Source organism: Acidobacteriota bacterium (genome assembly GCA_034211275.1).
Classification (GTDB): Bacteria; Acidobacteriota; Thermoanaerobaculia; order Multivoradales; family JAHZIX01; genus JAGQSE01.
The window spans coordinates 34475-59935 of sequence record JAXHTF010000007.1 but is presented as its reverse complement, the minus strand read 5'-3'; the positions used below and the strand labels follow the sequence as shown (position 1 = coordinate 59935).

The 25461-nt window shown below is 65.1% G+C and carries 20 protein-coding genes; 16 read left to right on the top strand and 4 right to left on the bottom strand.

Going from position 1 to position 25461, the window contains the following annotated elements; genetic code table 11:
• Positions 1-114 precede the first annotated feature (114 nt).
• Positions 115-2391, bottom strand: coding sequence for a patatin-like phospholipase family protein (locus SX243_02790; protein ID MDY7091875.1), 2277 nt, complete (start codon positions 2389-2391; stop codon positions 115-117).
• Positions 2392-2645: 254 nt separating this feature from the next.
• Between SX243_02790 and SX243_02785 the strand changes: the two genes are divergently transcribed.
• The 6 genes from SX243_02785 to SX243_02760 all read left to right on the top strand — a co-directional run bounded on the left by SX243_02785 (position 2646) and on the right by SX243_02760 (position 7994).
• Positions 2646-3812, top strand: coding sequence for an NAD(P)-dependent alcohol dehydrogenase (locus SX243_02785; GenBank protein MDY7091874.1), 1167 nt, complete (start codon positions 2646-2648; stop codon positions 3810-3812).
• A gap of 274 nt (positions 3813-4086) precedes the next feature.
• Positions 4087-4902, top strand: coding sequence for an AraC family transcriptional regulator (locus SX243_02780; protein MDY7091873.1), 816 nt, complete (start codon positions 4087-4089; stop codon positions 4900-4902).
• Positions 4903-5238: 336 nt separating this feature from the next.
• Positions 5239-5643, top strand: a complete 405-nt coding sequence (locus SX243_02775; protein MDY7091872.1) for a cupin domain-containing protein — start codon at positions 5239-5241, stop codon at positions 5641-5643.
• A complete protein-coding gene (locus SX243_02770; protein MDY7091871.1) occupies positions 5636-6382 on the top strand; it encodes an SDR family oxidoreductase in 747 nt (248 codons plus the stop codon). The genes SX243_02775 and SX243_02770 overlap by 8 nt, the downstream gene beginning before the upstream one ends.
• 74 nt (positions 6383-6456) lie before the next feature.
• The gene (locus SX243_02765; protein MDY7091870.1) at positions 6457-6840 is read left to right on the top strand and encodes a DUF2255 family protein; all 384 of its coding nucleotides are present in this window, start codon (positions 6457-6459) and stop codon (positions 6838-6840) included.
• Positions 6841-7022: 182 nt separating this feature from the next.
• Entirely contained in the window at positions 7023-7994 is a 972-nt protein-coding gene (locus SX243_02760; protein ID MDY7091869.1) for a VOC family protein, read from the top strand.
• A 42-nt stretch (positions 7995-8036) separates the two neighbouring features.
• On the opposite strand, the gene SX243_02755 is transcribed toward SX243_02760, so the two are convergent.
• From SX243_02755 to SX243_02745, 3 genes are read right to left on the bottom strand one after another with little or no spacing between them, the layout of a single operon-like run.
• Positions 8037-8276, bottom strand: coding sequence for a thioredoxin family protein (locus tag SX243_02755; protein ID MDY7091868.1), 240 nt, complete (start codon positions 8274-8276; stop codon positions 8037-8039).
• Between the two features lie 41 nt (positions 8277-8317).
• Positions 8318-9613, bottom strand: coding sequence for a permease (locus tag SX243_02750; GenBank protein MDY7091867.1), 1296 nt, complete (start codon positions 9611-9613; stop codon positions 8318-8320).
• Positions 9613-10056 carry a metalloregulator ArsR/SmtB family transcription factor gene (locus tag SX243_02745; GenBank protein ID MDY7091866.1) on the bottom strand — a complete coding sequence of 148 codons (444 nt, stop codon included), beginning with the start codon at positions 10054-10056 and terminating at the stop codon, positions 9613-9615. The genes SX243_02750 and SX243_02745 overlap by 1 nt, the downstream gene beginning before the upstream one ends.
• A 240-nt stretch (positions 10057-10296) precedes the next feature.
• Between SX243_02745 and SX243_02740 the strand changes: the two genes are divergently transcribed.
• From SX243_02740 to SX243_02695, 10 genes are all read left to right on the top strand, one after another.
• Positions 10297-11607 (top strand): hypothetical protein, encoded by a 1311-nt coding sequence (locus SX243_02740; GenBank protein ID MDY7091865.1) that lies wholly within the window; start codon positions 10297-10299, stop codon positions 11605-11607.
• A complete protein-coding gene (locus tag SX243_02735) occupies positions 11604-13847 on the top strand; it encodes a patatin-like phospholipase family protein (GenBank protein MDY7091864.1) in 2244 nt (747 codons plus the stop codon). The genes SX243_02740 and SX243_02735 overlap by 4 nt, the downstream gene beginning before the upstream one ends.
• A gap of 582 nt (positions 13848-14429) precedes the next feature.
• Positions 14430-14609, top strand: a complete 180-nt coding sequence (locus tag SX243_02730) for a hypothetical protein (protein MDY7091863.1) — start codon at positions 14430-14432, stop codon at positions 14607-14609.
• 542 nt (positions 14610-15151) lie between these two features.
• Complete coding sequence (locus SX243_02725) at positions 15152-16951, top strand: BCCT family transporter (GenBank protein MDY7091862.1); 1800 nt, start codon at positions 15152-15154, stop codon at positions 16949-16951.
• A gap of 160 nt (positions 16952-17111) precedes the next feature.
• Positions 17112-18467 carry a carbohydrate porin gene (locus SX243_02720; protein MDY7091861.1) on the top strand — a complete coding sequence of 452 codons (1356 nt, stop codon included), beginning with the start codon at positions 17112-17114 and terminating at the stop codon, positions 18465-18467.
• The gene (locus SX243_02715) at positions 18467-19762 is read left to right on the top strand and encodes a glycine betaine/L-proline ABC transporter ATP-binding protein (protein MDY7091860.1); all 1296 of its coding nucleotides are present in this window, start codon (positions 18467-18469) and stop codon (positions 19760-19762) included. Before SX243_02720 ends, SX243_02715 begins: the two co-directional genes overlap by 1 nt.
• Positions 19762-20640: an ABC transporter permease subunit gene (locus SX243_02710; GenBank protein MDY7091859.1), complete on the top strand. Its 879-nt coding sequence runs from the start codon at positions 19762-19764 to the stop codon at positions 20638-20640. Before SX243_02715 ends, SX243_02710 begins: the two co-directional genes overlap by 1 nt.
• 89 nt (positions 20641-20729) lie before the next feature.
• A complete protein-coding gene (locus tag SX243_02705; protein ID MDY7091858.1) occupies positions 20730-21620 on the top strand; it encodes a glycine betaine ABC transporter substrate-binding protein in 891 nt (296 codons plus the stop codon).
• Positions 21621-21684: 64 nt separating this feature from the next.
• Positions 21685-21909 carry a hypothetical protein gene (locus tag SX243_02700; protein MDY7091857.1) on the top strand — a complete coding sequence of 75 codons (225 nt, stop codon included), beginning with the start codon at positions 21685-21687 and terminating at the stop codon, positions 21907-21909.
• 261 nt (positions 21910-22170) lie between these two features.
• Complete coding sequence (locus tag SX243_02695) at positions 22171-25452, top strand: glycosyl hydrolase (GenBank protein ID MDY7091856.1); 3282 nt, start codon at positions 22171-22173, stop codon at positions 25450-25452.
• Positions 25453-25461: the final 9 nt, after the last annotated feature.

Genomic DNA, 25461 nt, shown 5'->3' with positions numbered 1-25461 from the left:
GTTTTCGAACGAAGATTCGGCGGAAAAGGGCCGCTCGCAGCGCGGCTCGACTTTCACCACAGGCTTCTAGCCCCAGCCCTTTGCCCTAGGACTCCGACCTCAAGCCCCGCCGCCTCAGAACCGCGAGCCGATGGCCAGCTGGAAGTAGCCGGTGCCGCGGTCGGCGTAGCCGTAGCCGAGGTAGACGGGGCCGAGGCGGGAGTCGATGGCGAGGGTGACCGTCGCGGTGTAGACGAGGTCGTCGGCGGAGATGTCGTCGCGGGTGCTCCACACATTGCCGGCTTCGAGCCAGCCGCCGACGTAGATCCCGGCGCCGAGGGTGGGTGGCAGATCCATCAGGCGATAGAAATAGCCGGGGGAGACCAGGCCGAAGTGATCCCCGCGTAGCTCGCCGGGGCGGAAGCCGGAGAAGGAGAGCGGGCCCCCGGCGATGAACTCGTCGTAGGCCGGAATCTCGGTGTCTAGACTCGTGCCGGCGCGGAAGATCGAGAAGATCGTGTGCCGGCCCCGGCTGAAGAACCGGCTGTAGGAGCCGAAGAGCTTGGTGTAGGTGTCGTCCGCTCCCAGATTCTCCTCCGAGCGATAGAGGATGAGCTGCCCATAGCGGCCGCTGCGGGGCACGTTGACGTTGTCGAGGCGGTCGATGACCAGGCGAGCCCGCAAGCCGGCGAGGGTGACGTCGACCTCCGGGAGCTCGCTGGGGCCGACGGTGGGAGCGGCTTCTCCCTCGCCCCAGCGCAGCCCGACGCGCAACTCGCCGTATTTGCCGAATTGGGTTCCGGCATCCAGGCCGACGGTCCCCGCCTCGACTTCGTACTCGGCGACTTTCTCGCTTCCCGAGTAGAGGTCGCTTTGGGTGCGCAGGTTCTCCAGGCTGGCGGCCAAGAAGATGCGACCCTGAAAATCTAGCGGCTGATAGAACTCCGAGCGCAGGCGGCGGGTCTCCCCGACGCGGAAGTCGTTGCGCCATTCGGCTCCGCGGGCGTTGATGCTGGTGCGCGTGTAGTTGACCAGCACGCCATAGGAGCTGGTGCCTTCGAGATCATCGTAGAGGGCCGCCCCGACCCGCAGATAGTAAGGCCCCCAGGGCTTCTCCACTACCCGCAGCATCAGCTCCGGTCCCGCCTCGGTGCTCTCGATATCGAAGCGTACCGACTCGAACTCTCCGATCTCGAAGACCCGAGCGAGGTCCTTGGAGAGGATGTCGAGGTCCAGCGGCGTGCCTTCCTCGGTGCGGAGCCGGGTTCGAATCCGCCGCGGGTCCACCCGCTGGGTCCCCTCGATGCGGATCGCAGCCAGTGGTTCGTGGCCGATGCTCTGCTCCAGATCAAGAGGTGGACGGGGGGGATGGTCCCTGGCTAGAGAGTCCAAGGCGCCCGCCTCGGCGCGGGCGGCGGTCTTGCCCGCTTCAATGAGGGTGGCGAGGTCGGAGAAGTCCAGCGAGTCGACCCCCGAAAGGCCGGGAATCAGCACTACGTCCGCCTGCTGCCGCTGTTCCAGGGCGTTGCGCCGCGCCGCCAGGCCCAGCGCCTGGCTGGAGATCGCTGCCATGGAGGAGAGTTCTTCGCTCGGGCTCAGCGGTGCGCCGACGTCCACGGCGATGACCACGTCGGCCCCCATCTCGCGCACCACGTCCACCGGCAGGTTGTTCACCACCCCGCCGTCCACCAGCCGCCGCCCGCCGATCTCCACCGGAGGATAGATCCCCGCGATGGACATGCTGGCGCGCAGGGCGAGAGCCAGGTCTCCATCGGCCAGAACGACCGATTCACCGGTGCCGAGATCGGCGGCCACGGCTCGGAAGGGGGTCGGGTATTGGTCGAAGTGATCCACCGCCGGGATCGGCAGGGTCAGGCGCTGGAGGAGGAACTCCAACGCAAAGGCGGACAGAGCGCTTCCGGGAATGGTGAACCTGCCGTCCTTGAAGCCCGCCTCCAGGCCTACCGGGTACCGGCTATCTTCTTCCTTGCGCCGAAACGAGAGACTTCGGCGGGGGGGCTGGCCGCGGAGGATGCCCCGCCAGTCGATGGCTCGGAGCTCTTCTTCGATCTGCTGCGGGGAGTAGCCCGCCGCATAAAACCCACCCACCACCGCTCCCATGCTGGTGCCGGCGACGCAATCGATGGGCACTCCCATCTCTTCCAACACCTGCAGCACTCCGACGTGGGCCACCCCCCGGGCTCCTCCGCCGCTGAGCGCCAGTCCGATGCGGGGCCGGTCCTCGCCTTCAGTTCCCGGTGCTTCGCATGCAAAGGCCGGAGGGCTGAGCGCCACTGCCCCAAGTACCACCACTCCAAGTAGCACTGCCACAAGTACCCCTGGCTCACGAGCCCAGGGCCCAAACCACGGAGTTCGTGGATTTGGGAATGGGTTGTTGGGCAGGATGGTCATCATCGAGCGGCACGCCAAGGCAGGTCGGCTTGCGCGACCTGGAAGCTATCACTACCCGCGGGTCCTCGGTTCTCCAGTTGCCAGTTCCTCTGCAGAGCCCTCCGGCACATTTGCGGGCTTGCTGAGAGGATTGTGCATGGTGCCAGCACGATTGCCTATTCCTGCGGAGCGAGGCGTGGAGCATCCTGTGGGTGCGAGGTCGGGGAGACCGTCGCGCTTTCTCGCCAACTATCCGATGGATACGGGAGGATCCGATGAAGAAGAAAGAGCAGCTGACACGCAGAGATTTCGTCGAGAAGAGTGCCATGGCAGGAGCTGCGGTGATGCTGGCCAGTCCGGCCTCGTTGTTTGCCGCGCAGCGCGAGAAGTCGCAGGGGCTCGTCCGGGGCTACGCTGCTTTTGACCAGTCCGGAATGCTGAAACCCTGGGAATTCGAGCGTCGGCCCATGGGGGACGACGACATCCTCATCGAGATCAAATTCGCCAGCATCTGTCACTCCGACATCCATCAGATGAAGGGCGATTGGGGGCCCCAGGTCTACCCGCAGATTCCCGGCCACGAGATCGCCGGTATCGTCGCCGCTGTAGGCAGCAAGGTGACGAAATTCAAGGTTGGAGACCGGGCCGGCGTCGGCTGCATGGTCGATAGCTGCATGACCTGCGACAGCTGCACTCACGGCGAGGAGCACCTCTGTGACCGGGGAGAGACCCTCTTCACCTACGGCTACCCGGACGAGCGAGAACCGACGGGCATCACCCAGGGCGGCTACTCGACCCAGATCGTCGTCCGCGACCACTTCGCGGTCCACATTCCGGACCACATTTCCCTCCAAGAAGCCGCGCCGCTGCTATGCGCCGGCATCACCACCTACTCGCCGATCCTGCAGGCGAACTTCGATATCGGCGACAAGGTCGGCGTGGCCGGTATCGGCGGCCTCGGCCACATGGCCGTCAAGCTGGCGGTGTCGAAGGGGGCGGAGGTCTACGCCTTCACCACCTCGCCGAGCAAGGTGGAGGATATTCGGGCCTTCGGCGCCGAACCCGTGGTGGTGAGCAGCCCCGACAAGCTCCAGCCTTATCGCGGAAGCCTCGACTGGATGATCTCCACCATCCCGGTGCAATACGACGTCGCATCCTACGTCTCGGCGGTGAAGCCTCACGGCCACTTCACCCAGGTGGGGATGCCGGACCGTATGGAGCTGACCGTCAACGCCCTCGCCATGGCGGTCTCGCGAGTGAACTTCAATGTGTCGCTCATCGGCGGCATGCCGGAGACCCAGGAGGTCGTCCACTACTGTGCCGACAACAAGATCCGACCCCGAATCGAGATCATTCGAGCGGATCAGGTGAACGAGGCGTGGACCAAGGTGGTGAATAAAGAGGCCCGGTACCGTTTCGTCATCGACGCGGCGACCTTCTAGTTCACGGCGGCCATCGCCCACCCCGCGGATCGAGATCCTTGCCGGGCCGAGACCGGCGGTGGATCGAGAGGAGACCAGAAATCCCGATTCGGCCCAGGATCGAGCCGATCAGATCGGGGAAGTAGGACGGACGGATAGGATGAGAGAAGAACGATCTGCCCAACCCAGCCACCACGGAGGCCCCATGTCGACCCTCGCACCCTTGCTTCGGGAATTTCGGACAAGCCTGCCTTCTCGCGCCGAGTCCGGAGTCGCGGCGACCGGTGTGGAAGGGGTGACGTTCTTCTGGATTGGCAAGCCGGTGCCCCGAGCGCCGCTGATCTACAGCGCCGGCATCGTGATCCTCGGCCAGGGGCACAAAGTCGGCTATCTGGCGGACCGGCGGTTCGAATATGGCGCGGAGTCCTGCCTGGTTCTGGGGATTCCGGTTCCTTTCGAGTGCGAGTCCTACCCGACTCCTGACGAGCCGCTGCTCGGCATTCGCATCGACATCGACCTCGGAGCCGTCCATCGCCTCGTTGCTCAGTTTGCGGGGAAGTTGGGGCTCGAGAAGCGTAGCCCGGCGTCGGCTCGGTCCGGGGTCGAGCCGCTGGCCATGGAGGGTGCTCTGCTGACGGCCACCGCCCGGCTGCTGGAGAGCCTGCAGGATCCCATGGATCGCCAGGTGGTCGGCCCCGCGGCAGTGGACGAGATCTTCTATCGGGTGCTGCGGAGCGATAAGGGGCGCGTGCTCTACGATCTCACCCAACACCAGACGCCCTACTCCAATGTCGCTCAGGCCTTGGACCGAATCCACCGAGACTATCGGGAGTCGCTGACGGTCGAGGAGCTGGCCCGGGAGAGCGCCATGGGCGTCTCCTCCTTCCATCGGGCGTTCAAAGAGATCACCGGCGACAGTCCCGTGCAATACGTCAAGAAGATCCGGCTGCTGAAGGCCAAGGGTCTGCTCGTCTTCGAGGGCAAGCAGGTGAGCGAGGCGGCCTATGAGGTCGGCTATGCGAGCCCGTCCCAGTTCAGCCGCGAGTTCAAGCGCTACTTCCAGGTTCCACCGTCCGAAGCCGAAACCCTGCCCTACAACGACGCAGCCTGAAGCCGACGGGCACCGGTCCCGCCCGTGACAGACGATCGGGCAGCATTTGGGCCTTCCCGGGGCTCTTTTGTCGCCTGTTCGAGAGGATTGGGCATGGCCGCGAGACGAATCCCCATTCACCGAGAAGGCTGAGCGGGGGAGACTGTTCTCACGGCGGGAGGACCACCTCAGGCCCTCACAAGCCTTTGACTTCGACCCGCACGATGACCTCACTCGAACCATGACCTCACTCGAGAGGAGAACGATATGAAAACCCTCGCCCTAGCCCTTGGCCTCGTCGCGTTGATGACGGGCCAGGCAGAGCCAGCGAAAACTTCATCGACTCAGGAGAGCAAAATGAACATTCAACGAGCGGGATCCCAGCCTTCGATGCCGGGGCCGGCGGAATGGTTTACCGGCACCGTGCGCATCGATCCTCTATTTCAGGCGGAGGAGCCAGGCCGCGCCGGCGGTGCATCCGTCACCTTCGAGCCCGGCGCCCGGACGGCATGGCATACCCATCCGCTGGGGCAGACCCTCATCGTGACCGCCGGCCTCGGCCTGGTACAGCGCGAAGGTGGTCCCATCGTAGAGATTCGCCCCGGTGACGTGGTCACGTTCGGACCCGGCGAGAAGCATTGGCACGGAGCCGCGCCGGAGACGGCGATGACTCACATCGCCATTCAGGAATCCCTCGACGGGAAGGCCGTCGAGTGGATGGAGCACGTCAGCGACGAGCAGTACGGAGGAAGCCATGAGTAAAGGAATCGAGAACAAGGTCATCATCATCACCGGCGCCAGCAGCGGGATCGGTGCGGCGACCACCCGTCGCCTGGCCGAGGATGGAGCCAAGCTCGTCATCGGCGCGCGGCGGGAGGAGAGGCTGAAGGAATTGGCCGACTCCCTACCCGGCGCCGAGATCCTCTATCGGGCCACGGACGTGACCCAACCTGAGGATATGGAGGCCCTGGCGCAGCTGGCTCTCGACGAGTTCGGCCGCATCGACGCCATCTTCAACAACGCCGGCGTCATGCCCACGGCGAATCTGAGCGAGGTTCACCGCGACGAGTGGAGGGCGATGCTCGACGTCAACATCATGGGAGTCCTCAACGGCATCGCCGCCGTCCTGCCCACCATGAAGAAGCAGAAGTCCGGCCACATCCTCGCCACCGACTCCGTGGCAGGGCACGTGGTCTACCCCGGCTCGGCGGTCTACTGCGGGACGAAATTCGCTGTCCGCGCGATCATGGAAGGCCTTCGGCAGGAGGAGCGGGAAGACAATATCCGCTCCACGATCATTTCCCCGGGACTGGTGGACACCGAGCTCTACACCACCATCAGCGACCAAGAGGCCGCCGAGTCCCTCAAGGATGCGTCGAAGATCCCCGGGGTCGGGTTGACCGCCGACGATGTCGCCGAAGCGGTGGCCTATGCGGTGGGAACGCCGGATACGGTCGCGGTGAGCGAGATCCTCCTTCGTCCCACCAACCAGGCCATATGAACCGAGCCGGGCTAGATGAGAGCAGCGAAGCACGCTGGCCTGGTGTTCGCCCCGCACTGCGAGGAGGTGCCCCAATGAGTTCCTGGAAATCCGAAGAGCTTGGCCGGATCGCCAAGACCGACGACCTGCATATCTCTCCCTTCCGCGAGGACGGCGAGACCTACGGCACGCCGACCTGGATCTGGTCCGTGGTGGTCGACGACAACCTCTACGTTCGGGCCTACAACGGCACGAGCTCCCGCTGGTATGGCGCTGCCATGGAGCAGCAGGCGGGGCGGATCACCGCCGCCGGGCTGACCAAGGAGGTTCGCTTCGAGCCGGTCGAAGGGCCGATCAACGAGCGCATCGACGACGCCTATCGGGACAAATACAACGGCAGCCCGTATCTCGCTCCGATGATCGGTGAGCGGGCGCGGGAGGCCACGGTCCGGGTCACACCCCGCGCCGTGAGCTCCTGATCGGGGGACCTGGGAAGGAGGGAGCCGCCCCATGAGAGGCTCCTCTCGGACCCTGTCCCGCGATCTACTGGTCGAAGTTTGTTGACGCGACATCTAATGTCGTGTCATGTTTGTTGGTGAGCCGCGCTTCTAGTTGCAAGCGCGGCTCGCAACTGTAAATGAAGCGGAGAAGGGAGCCAGGGATGTCCAGCAGCGTTCGAGACAAGAGCGGCGCCTCTGCCGAAAGGGAGCGGAGCCAAGGACAGGATTCCCGACCGGTGGCCCAGGACAGCCTGGGGCTTCCTCCCGTCGGGTTCCGGCTGCCCAGCTCCACGAGCCTGGGGCCGGTCCTCCTCCAGGTCGCGGACCTGGAGCGCGCCCTCGACTACTACCGAGAGGTGCTCGGGCTCCAGCTGCTGGACCGTGAGGGCGAGGTGGCTTCTCTCGGCACGCTCGGCGGCGAGCCGCTGATCGAGCTGCGGGAGCGTCGAGGTGTGCGTCCCCAACCCGGCGGGCGCACCGGGCTCTTCCATTTCGCTCTCCTGCTTCCGGATCGGCCCTCCCTAGGTCGCTTCGCCCGGCATCTAGAGCAGCTTGGGGTGGGGCCCGGTGCCGCAGACCACCTGGTCAGCGAGGCGCTCTATTTGCGCGACCCCGATCACCTGGGGATCGAAGTCTATGCGGATCGCCCACGGAGCGCCTGGCAGCGGGTCGGTCGAGAGCTGGTGATGACCACCGACCCTCTGGACAGGGCCGGCCTGCTGGCGGAGGCCGGCGATGAGCCATGGCTGGGCATGCCCGCCGGCACCATCATGGGGCACGTCCATCTCAGCGTCGGGAGCTTGGGGAGGGCCGCAGATTACTATTCGGAAGGCCTCGGCTTCGACCGCATGGTCTGGAGCTATCCCGGAGCGCTCTTCCTGGCCGCCGGGGGCTATCACCACCATCTAGGCACCAACGTGTGGGCCGGCCGAGACGCCCGCCCTGCCGGCGACGACGAGGCGCAGCTCCTCGAATGGACTCTCCGGCTGCCCGCCAGCGACGACCTCGAGGAGGCTGCCGACAGCCTGACGCGAGCTGGCCATAGCGTTCGCCGCATTGGCTCGGCGAACAACCAGTCCGCTGTCGCCCACGATCCCTGGGGTAGCACCGTTCGGTTGACCGCGGCGACGTAGCCGAAGCGGACCTCGCCGGCGTCCAACCTTCACCACGGACTGCTAAGCGCCGGTGAGGATTCCCTGGAGGCGTTTGGCCGTCGGCACCCGACCGGAGACCTTGATGTCACCGTCGACGACGAGGGCCGGAGTGGCCACCATGCCGAACTCGAGGATGCGGTCCAAATCGGTGACCTTCTCGAGCTCATAGTCGAGGCCGAGCTCTTGGGCGGCGCGCTCGGTGTGCTCGGTCAGCAGCTTGCATTTTGGGCAACCGGTTCCGAGGATCTGGAGTTTCATCATGATGCGTTCTTCCTTTCCGAATCAGGCGAAGCCTTTCCGAGTCAGGAGAAAAAGGTTCCGTAGATGGCTCCGGTGATCGTCGCCATGGCGATGACGAGGGCGACGAATACGAAGGTCTTGTGCCAGCCGATGAAGCTCCGCAATACCAGGATCGACGGGAGCGACAGCGCGGGGCCGGCCAGAAGGAGCGTCAGCGCGGGGCCTTGGCCCATGCCGCTGCCCAGCAGGCCTTGAAGAATCGGTACTTCGGTGAGGGTCGCGAAGTACATGAAGGCCCCTGCGACGGAGGCGAAGAGGTTGGCGCTGAGGGAGTTGCCGCCGATCAGCGAGGCGACCCAGGCTGACGGAATCAGGCCCTCGTGACCGGGACGGCCGAGGAGGAAGCCCGCCACCAGCACGCCGGCGAGCAGCAGCGGCAGGATCTGCTTGGTGAAGCTCCAGGTCGTAAACAGCCAGTCGCCGAGCTCTCCCTCGTCGCCGGCGAGGGAAGCGGCGAGACCCACGAACGCGATCGTAAACGGCACCGCGGGATGACCCGGCAGCGCCAGGGCGGCGGCCGCCGTGGCCCCGGCGGTTGCTGCGGCTTTCCAGGCGGGAAGACCCAGCCATCGGACCAGTACGACGAGGAGCAAGGCACCGCTGGCTGCGGTCAGCCACCACTTGGCGGCGTAGACGGCGGCCCAGGCCCCCGCATCGGACTCCGCCCAATTGGCAAAGACCAGGATCGCCACCAGGAGGGCGAAGAACACTGCCTGGCGACCGAGGGATAGCAGAGGCTCCGGCACGGCCAGACTGCTGTTGGCGCTGGCACGCTGGCGCTCCTCATCGCGGTAGATCCAGGCCATGGCCAGGCCGATGAAGAGGCTGAAGAGGACCGCCCCGACGGCGCGGGCAACGCCGAGCTCGAAGCCGAGAACCCGGGCGGTCAGGATGATCGCCAAGGCGTTGATGGCCGGGCCCGAGTAAAGGAACGCGGCGGCGGGGCCGAGGCCGGCGCCCCGTTTGTAGATGCCCCCGAAAAGAGGCAGGACGGTGCAGGAGCACACGGCGAGGACCGTTCCCGAGACCGAGGCGACACCATAGGCGAGGGGCCGGGGCGCCTCCGGCCCCAGGTACTTCATGACGGAAGCCTGGCTGACAAAGACGCCGATGGCCCCGGCGATGAAGAAGGCCGGCACCAGGCACAGCAGCACGTGCTCCCGGGCGTACCACTTGGCGAGCTGGAACGCTTCGAGGAGCGCACCGTCGAAGCGTGCCGACCCCACCGGCAGGAAATAAAGCGCCAGGAACACGGCCACCAGGCCGCCCAACCACTTCAGCTCGGAGCGCTCGCTCATCATCGGGAACCTCCCATCGGCTTTGGGCTCTGGGATGGCGAGGGCGGCTCGGCGATGCCGATAGCCACCAGGTCGAGGTCGGCGGCGCAGAGCTCCATCACTGGGATCTCTCGAAGCCGCCCGACCACGGTCCGGTCGGCCTTCACCTGCTCGTCCTCCGCGAGCAGGGAGAGCAGCGGATCCAGCACCGCCTCGGCCATCTCTCCATCGCCCAGCCGGTAGTAGACGAGCTTCCCCTCCTTGCGGTCGGCCACCAGACCGCCGCGGGAGAGCACGGAGAGATGCTGCGACACGGTCGAGGGCGCAAGCTCCAGCACCGCCGTCATCTGGCAGACGCAAAGCTCCCCGGTAGCGAGCATAGCCAGCAGGCGCAGCCGCGCCGGATGAGCCAGTCCCTTGGAGGCCTCGACCAAATCACGCAGGTTGGAGCGTCGTTTCGTCATGTGACGAATTGTACGGCGGTCCGTGGTCTGCGTCGCCACCCTGGTGGGTGGGGAGATGGAGCGACCAAGGCCCCTCCATGCGCCTCTTGACAGCTTGTGGATCTGCCGGATAGCTTGCGGAAAATACCCGAGCTTGCCGTAACAACACCGGATCGAAGCCTCTTCGTCCTGCCGCCTACTGTTCTCAAGTCGACGTGGGGTGTGTGTGGTCGCGTTCCTTGACCCTCCTGGAGATCCACCATGAGCAAGGCTTCCAGATTTCGCGCTTCGATCGCTTTCCTGACCCTCGCCTTGTTGTGGACTGAGGTCTCGGCGGAGACCTTTGACGCACCCGGTCTGGTGGAGTCGAGAGACTTCCTTTCCACGGAGCTCCTGGTCGGGGATTCTTGGCACGTCGAGCCGGAGGCGATGAGCCTGGGCCTGTTCAACCGTTACACCATCCAGAGTCCGTATGGGGCTTGGCAGGCCGTGGGCCCAACGCAGGTGCTGGCTCGGATCATGGAGGCGCAGGCCCTTGCAGAGCTGGACCGGGTGTCCAAGTCCGAGGTGTTTCTCGCGGCCGTCAAGCAATCGGTGACCGCTCCCTTGGAATTGGTCGAGGATCTTGCAACCAGACCGGTCGACACCCTCAAGGGGATCCCGTCCGGCGCGGGGCGTTGGTTTCGCAGGACCCAATTTCGGGTTCAGGAGCGCATGCACGACCTGGAGTCGATGGCCAGGACAGCCGACTCGGGCGCTGAAGAGAGCTCCGAGCCGAAGTCGACCCTCGACGACCTCAAGGAGCGTGGCGAGCAGGAGGCTCGGGGTCTTGCCCTCGATCACTTGCGAATCTCCTCCGCAGAGCATCGTTGGTACAGGCGTTTGAGGGTCGACCCTTCGACGGACAATGAGGTCCTCCGCGAAGCGATTCGGAGCGTTGCACGGGTCGAGGGTCTTACCTCTTTCGGAATGAAGTTCGTTGTGCCGAGCATTCCTGGGACCCGACAGGTGCGCCGGACCATGGACTTGGTCTGGGAGACGGACCCCTGGGACCTTCGCTTGATGAACCGGCAACGCCTGCTGGCTGCTGGTTTGTCCGAAGAGACGACTCGGCGCTTCGAGGATCACCCATCTTGGACCTTGACCCGCCAGACCGCGTTGCTCGAAGCGCTGTCAGCCCTCGAAGGCGTCCGCGGGGGTGAATTCGTGCTGGCCACGGCCATCGATAGCTCTTCCGCAGTCGAGGCGGAGCTATTGATCTCCGCCGTCAGCCAGCTAGGGCGATTCCATCGTGAGCAAGCTCCCCTCGAGGAGTGCCTCGGCGCATCGCGACTGCCCGTCGTGCGAACCTCCGATGGCCGCCTCGTCGCCATCCTCCCGGCGGAAAGGCTGCTCTGGACAGCAGACCTCGCAGCGGCTGCTCAGGAGTTCTCCGGTGAGCTACAGGAGCATCCGGCCAAGGCTCGCGAGCTTTGGGTGTCGGGTCAAGCGACCGAGGGGTTTCGAAGTGGCATCGCCTCCCTCGGTTGGGCTCTCAAGTCCTGGGACGCGGAGAGCGAGCCATCCTCGTGAGGCCGCGCAGTGGCCCGCGGGATCGCCCGAGCGGGCTCGAGCCTGAGCTCCCGCGGCCCGCGCCGCGCCGTCTTTGCTGGATCTTGGCGGCCCTGGCCCTGCTGGCTCCAGCCTGCCTCAGTCTGGCTGACAGCCGGCCGATCATCGGAGTTGCGTTCTCCGGGGGCGGCGCCAAGGGCTGTGCCCATATCGGCGTACTGAGAGTTCTGGAGGAGCTGAGGATTCCCGTTGATGTGGCCGCTGGAACCAGCATGGGCGCGATCATCGGCGGCCTCTATTCTGCTGGTTGGACCCCTGATGAGCTAGAAACCCTGGTCCGCGAGGTCGATTGGGCGGACGCGCTGCAGGACGACCCGCAGCGCCGCGAGCTGGTGCTTCGCAGAAAGGACGAAGACCTTCTCTATCTTCCGGATCTTGAGCTCGGCATTGGCCGCGGCGGTCTTCGATGGCCCACCGGGCTCCGGTCGGGACAGAAGCTCGGCTACTTGCTGCGGCGGCTGACATTGCCCGTCCGCACCGTCGACGACTTCGACGACCTGCCGACGCCGTTTCGGGCGGTGGCCACCGACATCGCCAGTGGCGACATGGTCACCCTCGGGGAGGGCGACCTGGCGCGGGCGCTGCGAGCGAGCATGGCGATCCCCACGGTCTTCACCCCTGTGGAGATGTCGGGGCGGTTGCTGGTCGACGGCGGAGTCTCGAACAATGTTCCGGTGGACGTCGTCCGAGCCATGGGTGCGGACATCGTGATCGCCATCGACATCGGCGCTCAATTCGCTGACGAGGAGGCGGCCAGCAAATCCTTCCTTTCGATCCTGGGCCAGACCAATCGCATGATCACCCGAGGGAATATGGAGGAGCGACTGGCGATGGCCGATCTCGTTGTCACCCCGGCGGTGACCGAGTTCAAGACTCTTCAATTCGACGCGGCCCCGGAGATCATCCGCCTGGGGGAAGAGAAGGCCCGGGAAATGATCGCTCAGCTCCAAGAGCTCAGCCTCTCGGAAGAAGCCTATCGGGAGTGGCGGGAGTACCGAAGCAGGGAGCCGGATCCGCTGCCGGTCGTCGAGGCAATTCGCTTCGAGGGCAACCAGCGGGTCGATCCGAGGGTCCTGGCGGCTCAGGTCCACGCGAGGGTCGGTGAAGTCTTCCAGCCGCTGCGGGTCCAAGGGGACGTGGAGCGGATCTTTGGCCTGGGAGATTTCGAGACGGTGGACATCGAGTTGGAGCCTGGCCGGGAGGGGGCGGCCCTCGTCTTCCGCCTGCGAGAGAAACCTTGGGGGCCCACCTTCCTGAAGTTCGGGCTCGGTTTCCGGACGGAATTCGAAGGGGATTCGGGCCTGGCTCTGCGGGCTCTGGTCAATCGGACGCGGGTGAACGCCCTCGGTGGGGAATGGAAGAGTGAGCTACAGCTCGGGGACCGGCGCTCCCTCGAGACCGGCTTCTACCAGCCTCTGGACTTCGAGGGACGGTGGTTCGTCGACCTCGCCGTCGACTACCGCCGTCGAGACCTGACGCTCTTCGTCGAGCGCGATCCGATCGCTGAGGTCGAATTCTCCCGGCGAGGCGTGGCCTTCGATCTGGGCTACAACCTGAGCCGGTCGGCAGAACTTCGGGCCGGCTTGGACTCCTCCATCGTCGAGGGCCGCAGAAGCTCGGGAGCCCTGCCCGACGCTCTGGCCGAGCTGAACGGGCAGGAGCTCAACCGCAGCGGGGCTCGTTTGCAGGCGAAGCTCGACACCCTCGACCGCGCGACCCTACCGACCCGAGGGACGCTCGTGCGCCTGGAAGCCTTCCGAGCCCTGGAGTCCCTCGGCAGCGACGAAACCTACACGCGCATCGAGCTTCGGGCTTTGCAGTTCAGGACCTCCAACCGCAACACTTTCTTCGGCGATCTGGAGCTCGGTTCCAGTCCCGGCTCGGACCTGCCGATTCACGACCGCTTCGCCATCGGCGGACTCTTCTCGCTCTCCGGATATCTGCCCGGCGAGCTGTCCGGAGACTCATCTCTAGTCCTGCGGGCCGGCTACTACCGCCGATGGGGCAAGGTGCTCAACTTCGGTGCCTATCTCGAAGCCGGCGGCGCGGGGCAAGACCTCTCCACCGTCGCCGAAGACCCCGTTACCACCGCTACCCTCTTCGCCGTCGCCGACAGCGCTTTCGGACCTCTCTACGTCGCCTTTTCGGTGGCGGAACCAGGTCGGAGCAAGGCGTACGTGGTTTTCGGCAGGCAGTTCTAGCAGCCTGGTTGGACGAGCCTTCCGTGCTTTGGTTTCAGACAAAGCCATCGTCAGCTCCTCTCGCTCCCTTCCAGGGATCTCCCGAGAGCTGCTTGCTGCAGGGCCAATGCTCCACGGGATCAAAGGTGTAGCCCAGCATAGCCAAGGTCAACTGGCGCGCGGTCCCGCTCGTAGGACACTCTCTCGGCCAACCCCGGAGTCTGAGCGTGTCCGGCCCGGCGGGCGCTGTGGAGGTCTTTGCGAAGGGACCCTCGAGGTGAGCAGGGAGCCCGTCGTCGGTGTCGGCATGGGTACAATCAGCTCGGGACGCACCCGACTCAGGTTCAAGGAGGGATTGCCGATGACTCGCCGATGGCCCGCTCGACCTTGCCCTTGGCGCGCGGCCAGTACGGAGGACTGGCGACGACCTGGAAGCCGAAATGGTCGGCGAAGGCCTGGAAGCTGTCGCCTAGCGGCTCGGAAACCGCTCCCGCGCTTCCCGCAGCTCCCACAGGCCCGCCGGCTACGATCAGCGGCCGAGACTTGGCCCTCCTGAAAAGTGTCCAATCCAGACCGGTGGATCTGTCTAATCTGTCACCGGTCGTGAGACAGTCGACCTACGGTCGGACCCCGACCCATCGGGAGCAACTCGAGATCGCCAACTCCGAGCTGGCGACCTTCCGCGAAGAGCTGGAGAGGCTGCAAGCGGAAGCCTCCGAGCTCGCTCGCGAGCTGCTGGAGCAGGGAGCTCCCTGGTACGAAGGAGAGCCGCTTCCCGACTGAGCTAAGCGAGCCGAGAGGTGGCCGTCAAGGGGCCGTCGAGAGCATGGAACGGACCGGCTATGCCGTTCGACAGGCGGGCTCGGCGGCCAGCGAGTCCCTCGTCGCCCACGATCCCTGGAGTGGTGCCGTTCGGTTGACCGCGGCAAATTCACGCCGCCGGACCTCGCGGGAGCCGGGCCGATGAAGATGCTGAACAGGGCCTCTCCGTCGAACCGTGCTGACCCGACCGGCAGGAAATAAAGCGCCAAGAACACCACCACCAGGCCGCGGCGCCACCCGGGTGGGGAAGCCCGTGTAGCGCTCTTTCGTCGCCTGCGCGGCTCTTCGGAAGGGGCTGCTGGGTTTGGGGTGCCTTGAGACGTGGGCGCGGATCCCGTACCCTCAAAGGTAAAGCTGAATCCAATCGAAGCCATTCCGAGAGCGGGCGTGGAGGGAGAAAGCCGGTCTGCAGTGGAATTCCCGGGATTCGCGTGTCGTGTACGGCCCGAGCTGATGCTTCGGATGGGTCGTCACGTCTGCATTCAGGGAAGGAATAGAACGGAATGAGCTTGAAAGACCAAGGTGGGGCACCATCGAAGAAGGGTGAGCTGGCCCGGAAGCTGAAGGCGGCCGAGCAAGCCGCGCGGAAGAAGGCCATCCAGGAACGCGAGAAGTTCTATGGCCTGCAGATTCGACCGACGGCGACTTTTTTCGACGAAGCGGACCGGAAAGAGCCGGGAGAAGGGAATTGGGCCGGCTACGGGTTCGATATTCATCCCCACGTCACGGTCACGTCCGCCCTCACGCTGACGATCTTTATCGCCCTGACTCTGATGTTCAAGGAGCAGGCCGCCAAGGTCAGCGGTGACGCTCTGGCGGTGATCTCCGGTAATTTCGGCTGGTTCTTCGTCCTCACCGCGAACATCCTCATCGGCGCCGCGCTCTTCTTCGCCTTCAGCCGCTTCGGGAGTCTGAGGATCGGTGGGGTCGACGCCAAGCCCGAGTTCAGCAAGGTGGCGTGGTACGCGATGCTGCTGAGCGCGGGCATGGGGATTGGCCTGATGTTCTGGAGCGTCGGCGAGCCGATGTTCCACTACGACTCGCCGTCGCCAATGTTCGGTGGGATCAAAGGAAGCACGGCCGAGGCCGCCCAGGCGGCGATGGGGACGACCTTCTTCCACTGGGGCCTCCATCCTTGGGCAATGTACGCGGTCGTGGGGCTGGGCCTGGCGTTCTTCGCCTACAACCGGGGCCTGCCGCTGACCATTCGCTCCATCTTCTATCCGCTGCTCGGCAATCGGATTTACGGGTTCTGGGGCAATGTCATCGACATTCTGTCGGTCCTCGCGACCCTCGTTGGTCTCGCCACGTCTCTCGGTCTCGGGGTCCAGCAGGTCAACGCCGGCTTGAACTACCTGTTTGGAGTCACCATCAGCCCCCAGGTCCAGGTGATCTTGATCGCCGTGATCACTCTCTTTGCGACGGCCTCGGTCATGGCGGGGCTCGACGGCGGGGTCAAGCGCCTCAGCGAATGGAATATGGGGCTGGCCGGGATCTTCATGCTCTTCCTCTTGATCGCCGGACCGACCGTCTACATTCTCAGCGGCCTGACCCAGAACATGGGTTTCTACCTCACTCATTTCGCCGAGCTCAGTCTCTGGACCGAGACGTTCCGAGATACCAACTGGCAAGGCTCGTGGACGGTCTTCTACTGGGCCTGGTGGATCTCCTGGTCGCCTTTCGTCGGCATGTTCATCGCCAGGATCTCCAAGGGCCGGACGGTACGCGAGTTCATCCTCGGGGTCATGATCATCCCGACGCTGCTGTCCTTCGTCTGGATGTCCGTCTTCGGAGGATCTGCTCTCTTCCTGCAGACTTCCGGGGCCCTGGACATCGTCGCCGCTGTCAAAGCCGACGTCTCGACCGCGCTCTTCGAGATGCTCGGAGGTTTTCCCCTGACGGGCCTCCTGTCGATCGTCGGGATCATCCTGGTGTCGGTGTTCTTCATCACCTCGTCCGACTCCGGGTCGTTGGTCGTGGACCATTTGACGTCCGGCGGAAAGCTCGACTCTCCGATCCCCCAGCGGGTTTTCTGGGCGGTCATGGAGGGGGTCGTCGCCGGTGTGCTCCTGCTCGGCGGGGGGCTCAAGACGCTGCAGACGGCCGCCATCAGTACCGGGCTGCCCTTCGCCATCGTGCTGCTGATCATGGTGTATTCGCTCTACGTCGGGCTCAACCAGGAGTTCTACGTCGAGGATCGGGTCGAGCGCGAGCTCGAAGGTGTCCGAGAACGGCACCGTTTCAGCGAAGCGATCGCTTCGGCCCAAGTCGACGGCGAGCAGCTGTCCCCTGAAGAAGGCTGAGCCACTTGGGCCTGGCCGGGGTCGGCAGCGGGCGAGTCTCCGCTGTCGGCCACGCAGTGTCCATCGAATGGATCCTCGCCGAATCGCTCCGAGCTCGCCCATGAGCGCGTCCCGACGAGGTGGGGAAGAACGCCGATAGCCAATGAACCTGGAGGATTCGATGCGCCAAATCTTCAACCCAGCGGGCTTCCTGATGCTCTGTGTCCTGCTCCTCGTCTCGGCGAGCCCGGCCTCTGCAGCGAACGACTCGAACCAGGACCTGCGCGCCGAGATCGAGGCGCTCAAGGAGCGGCTGGCGGAGCTCGAAGCCAAGCTCGACGCCAGGGAAGCTTCGAGTGAGGAGCAGGCCGGCGACGACACCGAGGCCGTCGAGAGCCAGGCCGAGGAGGTCGCCGAGCCCGAGGAGGAGAAGGAGCAGGGCATCCGGGTCCACGGGGCGGTCCGAACCCAATTCAGCTACGAGGACTACAACTCAGGGAACGAGGATCGAGTCGGCGATTTCGACTTCGACATCTTCCGGCTCAATTTCGACGGGTCCATCGGCGACGTCATCCTGTCGGCGGAGTATCGCTGGTTCCAATACCAGCATGCGATCCACCACGCCTGGGTCGGGTACAACTTCACCGACACCTGGCAAGGCCGGGTGGGGATCTTCCGGGTGCCGTTCGGCTCCCTGCCGTACAACTCCCACAGCTACTTCTTCGACAGCACCTACTACGTCGGTCTCGAGGACGACTACGACGCGGGGGTCCTGGGGCGCCGTCGCGGCGACAAGTGGGACCTCGATCTCGCCTTTTTCAAGAACGACGAGCAAGGGGGCGTCGACGGGTACGTCGACAACCGCTCGGATCGGTATTCCTACGACATCGTCGGCCAGCGGTTGGAGGGTGAGGGGACCTTCGACTCGCCGTCCGTCCAGATGGGTGAAAGCAACTCCTTCAGCGCTCGCGTGGCGCGACACTTCGAGGCCGGCGATTTGACCTACGAAATCGGCTTCTCGGGCCTTTTCGGTGACCTGGAGTGCGGGGCGTCGGTCGATGCTCCAGGCGCAGCCTGCACGGGAGGCAGCAGCAGCGGCGGTGATCGCCACGCCTACGCTTTGCACTTCGTCGCCGACTACGACCGATGGAACTTCCAGCTCCAGGCTTCCGACTACGAATATGATCTCAAGAACGGCGGCGGCCTCATGACCGTCGGCGCGTACAGCTTCTACGACACCATCCCCGCTTCGGCGAAGCTCTACACCGCCAACGTGGCCTACAATCTGCCCGTCGACATCGGACCGATCACCGGTCTCACCTTCTACAACGACTTCAGCCTGATGACCGACAAGTCGGGTGGGCTCCAGGACGACACCCTGATGAACGTCCTCGGGGTCGCTGTCTCCGCGGGCGGTCTCTACACCTACGTCGACTTCGTGACCGGCGAGAATCAGCCCTTCATCGGCGGGTCGATGGGTCAGGACGGCGGCGACAGGAATCACCGTCTCAACATCAACTTCGGGTATTACTTCTGATGGGCCCGATTCCCGGGGCAGAGCCTGAGAGGGGCGAAGTCGCGATTGCGGTCGAGGGGCTCTATAAGATTTTCGGCTCCTCCCCCGAGCGAGCCTTCCCGCTCCTGGAAGACGGTCTGTCGAAGGAGGTGATCCTCGAGCGCACCGGCTGCGTCGTCGCCATCAACGATGTCTCGTTCCGGGTTCGCCGCGGCGAGATGTTCGTGGTGATGGGGCTGTCCGGGAGCGGCAAATCGACGGTGATCCGTTGCCTCAACCGACTCATCGAGCCGACCCGAGGCCGGGTCGAGGTCCAGGGGCGGAACATCTTGGAGATGAGCCCGGTCGAGCTGCGCGAGCTGCGCCGCTCGACGATGTCGATGGTGTTTCAGCACTTCGGCTTGCTGCCGCACCGGTCGGTGATGGGCAACGTCGAGTTCGGCCTCGAGATCTCCGGCGTCGAACCCGAGGAGAGACGGCAGCTGGCGATGGATGCGCTTTCGCTGGTCGGTCTCGAAGGGTACGAGAAGAGCCTGCCCGAGGAGTTGAGCGGCGGAATGCAGCAGCGCGTGGGCCTTGCCCGTGCGCTGGCCAACAACCCCGAAATCCTCCTGATGGACGAGGCCTTCAGTGCCCTCGACCCTTTGATTCGCAATCAAATGCAGGACGAGCTCCTCGACCTGCAGGAGGCGATGCACCGGACCGTCGTCTTCATTACCCACGATCTCGACGAAGCGTTGAAGATTGGCGACCGCATCGCCATCCTCGGTCCGGGGGGAACGCTACGGCAGGTGGGCACCCCGGAAGAGATCCTCAGCCAACCGGCCGATAGCTACATAGAGCGTTTCGTCGAGAAAGTCGACCGCACTCGGGTCATCACCGCGGCCGCCATCATGAAGCGGCCGGAGCCGGTCCAGACCCCCAAGGATGGGCCCGCGGTCGCTGCCCACAGGATGGAGAAGATGGGCTTGTCGACCGCGTTCGTGGTCGACAGCGACAGGCGGCTACGAGGGTTGGTCCACATCGCCGACGTGGTGAAGATCCGGGGGAGGGATACCGGCCTGGAGACGGTCCTGCGTCCGAACGAGACCTACACGACGACCCAGGACACGCCCCTCGCCGATCTTCTGGCGACGGCAGTCGAGTGCGAGGATCGCATCGCGGTGCTCGACGACCGGAGCCGCCTCGTCGGCGTCATCGACCGGGCGACGATTCTCTCCGAGCTGACAGCGGGCTCGGAAAAGCCAACGTTGTTGCATCAGCTCACCGCGCCCGGGATCGAGCCCGGCGGCGACGCCAGCTCGGAGGTGGTCTGATGCTCCCGAGTCCATCGGGGATTCCGTCCACGCTGGTCGCCGGTCTCTGGGACTTGGACGTCGGCCACATCTTCGAGCTGCTCATCACCTGGCTCGGCGAGAACTTCGAGCCGCTCTTCGACGGCATCACCGTTTTCATCGAGTGGACTCTCGCCGCGATGGAAGGCGCTCTGATGTGGCCTCACTGGGCGGTCATCGTCGTCCTCTTCTCCCTACTGGCCTGGCGGATCGCAGGCTGGAAGATCGGTGTGCTGTCCGTCGCTGGGCTTCTCCTGATCCTTCACATGGGATTGTGGGTCGAAGCGATGGAGACCGTAGCGCTCATCCTCGCGTCGGTCGTTCTCGCTCTGGTGCTGGCGCTGCCCCTGGGCATCTGGTCGTCCAAGTCGGACGTTGCCGAGGCGGTCGTCCGGCCTCTGCTCGACTTCATGCAGACGCTGCCCGCCTTCGTCTACCTCATCCCGGCCGTGCTTTTCTTCCAATTGGGCAAGGTCCCCGGAGTGGTCGCCACGTTGATCTTCTCGATGCCACCGGCGGTCCGGCTGACGAATCTCGGCATTCGCCAGGTCCCAAAGGAGATCAAGGAGGCCGCCCTGTCCTTCGGCGCAACACCCTGGCAGACGCTGTTCAAGGCCGAGCTGCCGGTGGCGCTTCCGACGATCCTGGCGGGAATCAACCAGACGATCATGTTGGCGCTCTCGATGGTAGTGATCGCGGGGCTCATCGGTGCCGGTGGGCTTGGCAACGAGGTGGTCAAGGGGATCACCCAGCTCGACATCGGCCTCGGCTTCGAGAGTGGGATTGCGATCGTCATTCTGGCCATCCTGCTCGACCGCGTGACGCAGTCCCTCGGTGCGGCCTCGCGGCGCGAAGGCTGAGACGAATCATGGAACCCTCTCGTCACGAGGCGAGAGGAACACGGAAGGTCCGGCGAGCGGACGCATCAAGACTCGGAAAGGAGCTCGATATGAGACTACGAAACACCACGGGGCTGACGGCGCTCCTCGTCGCATTAGCGATGGTGATGGGCTGTGGTGGCCCGGCCACGGACACGGCGGACCAGAACGCTTCGGCGCCAACGGAGACCAAGACGGCCCATCTCGTCTACGTCAACTGGGCCGAAGGCGTGGCCTACACCCATCTCGCCAAGGTGATCCTGGAGGACGAGCTGGGCTACGAGGTCACGATCACCGCCGCCGACGTCGCTCCCGCCTACGCCGCAGTGGCCCAAGGCGATCAGGATGCGTTCATGGAGACCTGGCTGCCCGTTCTCCACAAAGACTACGTCGACAAATTCGGTGACCGGGTCGTCGACCTGGGTCACGTCTACGAGGGGACCCGGAGCGGGATCGTCGTCCCTGCCTACGTCCCGATCGACAAGATCTCCCAGCTTCCTGCAGCCGCCGAACAACTCGACGGCAAGATCACCGGCATCGACGCCGGCGCCGGCATCATGAAGACCACCGAGCAGGTGATCGAGCAATATGGCCTGGACCTGGAGCTGATCTCCTCCAGCGGCCCCGCCATGAGCGCTGCGCTGAAGAAGGCGATTGACGACGAGGAGTGGATCGCGGTCACCGGCTGGAAGCCGCATTGGATGTTCGGACGCTGGGACCTCAAATTCCTCGACCAGGACGAGGACAAGATCGTTTGGAAGACCGGCAACATCCACATCATGGGCCGCCAGGGCCTGCGCGAAGAGAAGCAGGAGCTGGCGAGGTTCCTCAGCAGCTACTTTTTCACCGACGAGCAGCTCTCAGACTTGATGCTCGCCATGCGCGACGCGGATGATCGGGAAGCCGCCGCTCGTGAGTGGATGAACGCCCATCCGGACCTGGTGGCAGGCTGGATCTCCTAGATTTCGCGCTGCCATCGGAGGCCGAGCCGTCGGCGACGACGGTGCAGCCTACGGAGAAAGGGGCATGATGGTGAGAGAGCGAGTACGGCGAGCCAAGATCCCGGTCCTCACCGCGATCCTATGCTTGATCCTCGCTGTCAGCGGAGGCTGCACCTCATTCGGCACCCAGCGCGAGTCGGACGAGAAAAGGGTGCTCCTCTGCCACGATGGGAGCGCCACGCTGAAGGTGCCCCGGAGCAAGGTCGAAGAGCATCTGGATCACGGTGACGCCCTCGGGCCGTGTCGCTGAAGCGAGGCAGCAGAGGACCTAGCCGAGCTGGACGGGCAGGAGTTCAACCGTAGCGGGGCTCACCTGCCCACGAAGCTCGACACCCTCTCGGCCAATCCCGAAGCCTGAGCGTGTCCGGGCCGGCGGGTGCAGTGGAGGTCTTTGCGAAGGAAGCCCTAGAGGTGGGCTGGGAGCCCATCGGTGGTGGCGGCATGGGTACAATCAGCTCGGGACCCACCCAACTCTGGTTCAAGGAGGGCCCGGTTCAAGGAGGGACTGTCGATGACTCGCCGATGCACTTTCGTGATCGTTTTCTGCTTGCTCTTCGGAGCTTGGTCCAGCGCTGGGGCCAACGAGGCGCAGGAGCTCTGGGATGCCGAGCGCTTCCGTGGTCTCGAGCTGCGAAACCTCGGTCCGGCGCTGATGTCCGGCCGGATCGCCGATATCGCCATCCATCCCGAGGATGACAGTCTCTGGTACGTAGCGGTGGGATCGGGAGGCGTCTGGAAGACCCGCAACGCGGGCACCACCTGGACGCCGATCTTCGACGACCAAGGCTCCTACTCCATTGGCTGCGTCGCCATCGACCCCAACGCCCCCGACGTCGTCTGGGTCGGTACCGGCGAGAACGTGGGCGGTCGGCACGTGGGTTTCGGCGACGGCATCTATCGGAGCGAGGACGGCGGAGCCCATTGGAAGAAGATGGGACTCGGGGAGACCCTGCACATCTCCGAGATCGTCATCCATCCCGAGAACTCCGACGTGATCTGGGTTGCTGCCCAGGGCCCTCTGTGGAGCCGGGGTGGCCAGCGTGGTGTCTATCGCACGCTGGACGGTGGTGAGAGCTGGGAGCGAGTCCTCGGCGATGACGAGTGGGTCGGTGCCACCGATCTCGTCCTCGATCCGCGCGATCCCGACCGCCTCTACGCGGCCACCTGGCAGCGTCATCGCAACGTGGCCGCCTACCTCGGCGGGGGGCCGGGCACGGCCCTCTGGAGGTCCGAAGACGGCGGCTCGACCTGGCAGAAGCTCGAGCAGGGCCTGCCCGAGAGCCGCATGGGCAAGATCGGCCTGGCCATCTCCCCCCAACGACCCGACGTGCTCTATGCCGCCATCGAGCTGGATCGAAGGACGGGTGCGGTCTATCGGTCGACGGATCGCGGTGCCTCCTGGGAGAAACGCTCCGATGCCGTCGCCGGCGGCACGGGTCCCCACTACTACCAGGAGCTCTATGCCTCGCCCCACGCCTTTGATCGCATCTACCTGGCCGACGTGCGCTTCCAGGTCTCGGACGACGGCGGCAAGACCTTTCGCCGGCTCCGCGAGCAGTCCAAGCACTCCGACAACCACGCCATGGCCTTCCGGGCAGACGACCCCGACTACCTCCTCGTGGGCACGGACGGCGGTCTCTACGAGAGCTTCGATCTGGCGGAGAATTGGCGTTTCATGGCCAATCTGCCGGTCACGCAGTTCTACAAGCTGGCCGTCGACGATGCCGAGCCCTTCTACAACATCTACGGGGGTACCCAAGACAACGGTAGCCAGGGCGGTCCCTCGCGCACCGACAACGTGCACGGCATCCAGAACTCCGACTGGCGCATCGTCCTCGACTGGGACGGGCATCAGCCGGCCACCGAGCCGGGCAACCCCGACATCCTCTACGCCGAGCGGCAGCAGGGCTTCCTGTCCCGAGTGGACCTCACGACGGGAGAGATCGTCGACATCCAACCGCAGCCCGCCGCCGGGGAAGGGCCCGAGCGGTTCAACTGGGACGCTCCCATCCTCGTCAGCCCCCACCAGCCGAGCCGCATCTACTTCGCCTCCCATCGGGTCTGGCGCAGCGATGACCGGGGAGATTCCTGGACCGCCATCTCCGCTGATCTGACCCGCGATCAGGATCGGTGGCGCCTGCCGATCATGGGCTCTACCCAGAGCTGGGACAACGCCTGGGATCTCTTGGCCATGTCGACCTACAACACCATCACGTCTCTGGCGGAGTCGCCGGGGCAGGAGGGCCTGATCTACGCGGGCACGGACGACGGACTGATCCAGGTCACCGAAAACGGCGGCGAGAGCTGGCGGGCGGTCGAGGTCGGCAGCCTGCCCGGAGTTCCTGCCACCGCCTTCGTGAACGACATCCGAGCCGATCTCCACGATCCCGACACCGTCTACGTGGCCCTCGACAATCACAAATTCGGAGAGATCGGCCCCCACCTGCTGCGCAGCACGGATCGTGGGCGCAGCTGGACCTCCATGCGGGGCAACCTGCCCCAGCGCACCTTGGTCTGGCGCATCGTGCAGGACCACGAGGACAAGGATCTCTTCTTCCTGGCTACCGAGTTCGGGCTCTATTTCACCGTCGACGCCGGTGAACGATGGACTCGCCTCGAAGGCGGAGTGCCGACGATTTCGTTCCGGGACCTCACCCTCCAACGACGGGAGGACGACCTGGTGGCCGCCTCGTTCGGGCGTGGCTTCTTTGTGCTCGACGACATCACTCCCTTCCGGAGCATCTCCTCCTCGCAGCTGGCCGAGGCCGCCACGCTCTTTCCCGTGCGCCAGGCATGGTGGTACTTCCCCCGCCCCCATCTGGCCTTCGAGCCGGGACGCGGCGATCAGGGCGCGGCCCATTTCGTCGCCCCCAATCCGCCCTTCGGAGCCGTCTTCACCTACTACCTGAAGGAGGGTCTAGAGACCGCCCGCGCCGCTCGGCAGGCGGCTGAGAAGACCGCCGTCGAGAGCCAGGAGGCCATCGCCTTTCCGGGCTGGGAGGCCGTCGAGGCCGAGCGCCGAGAGCCCGTCCCGCAGATTTGGCTCACCGTGGAGGACGACGAGGGTCGGGTGATCCGCCGCGTCCCCGGCGCCACGGAAGCCGGGTTCCACCGGGTCGCCTGGGATCTCCGTTACCCCCGCCCCAATGCCGTCGAGCGCGAGGATCCTCCGCCCCCAGAGTGGGGTCTGCCGCCCCGCGGCCTGATGGTCGGCCCCGGCCGCTACAAGGTGAGGCTCTCGAAGCAGGTCGGCGGTGAGATCACCCCTCTCGCCGGACCCGAGACCTTCGAGGTCGTGCCTCTTCGCAAGGGCGCCCTCGACGGCGCGAGCCCGGACGAAGTCGCCGCCTTCTGGCGGGAGTACGAGGAAGCAGTGCGTCTCAACACGGCCTTCGGGGTGGCTCTCGAAGAGCTCAAGACTCAGGTCGAGCGCTTACAACGAGTCGCCCTGGAGTCGAGGGCTCCGGTCGCGGAAATCGATCCCCGGCTCTTCGAGCTGCGCTCGCAGGTGCTCGAGCTCGACGGCCGGGTCCATGGCCATCGCGCCAAGCAGGAGCCCGGCGAGAAGGTACCGCCCACCGTGGGAGACCGTCTCTTCAGCGTCTCGAGGGGCGTCGAACAATCAACCTACGGACCGACCCCGACCCATCGGGAGCAGCTAGAGATCGCCAACTCCGAGCTGGCGACCTTCCGCGAAGAGCTGGAGAGGCTGCAAACGGAAGCCTCCGAGCTCGCTCGCGCGCTGCTGGAGCAGGGCGGTCCCTGGTACGAAGGAGAGCCGCTGCCGGACTGAGATCAGCGA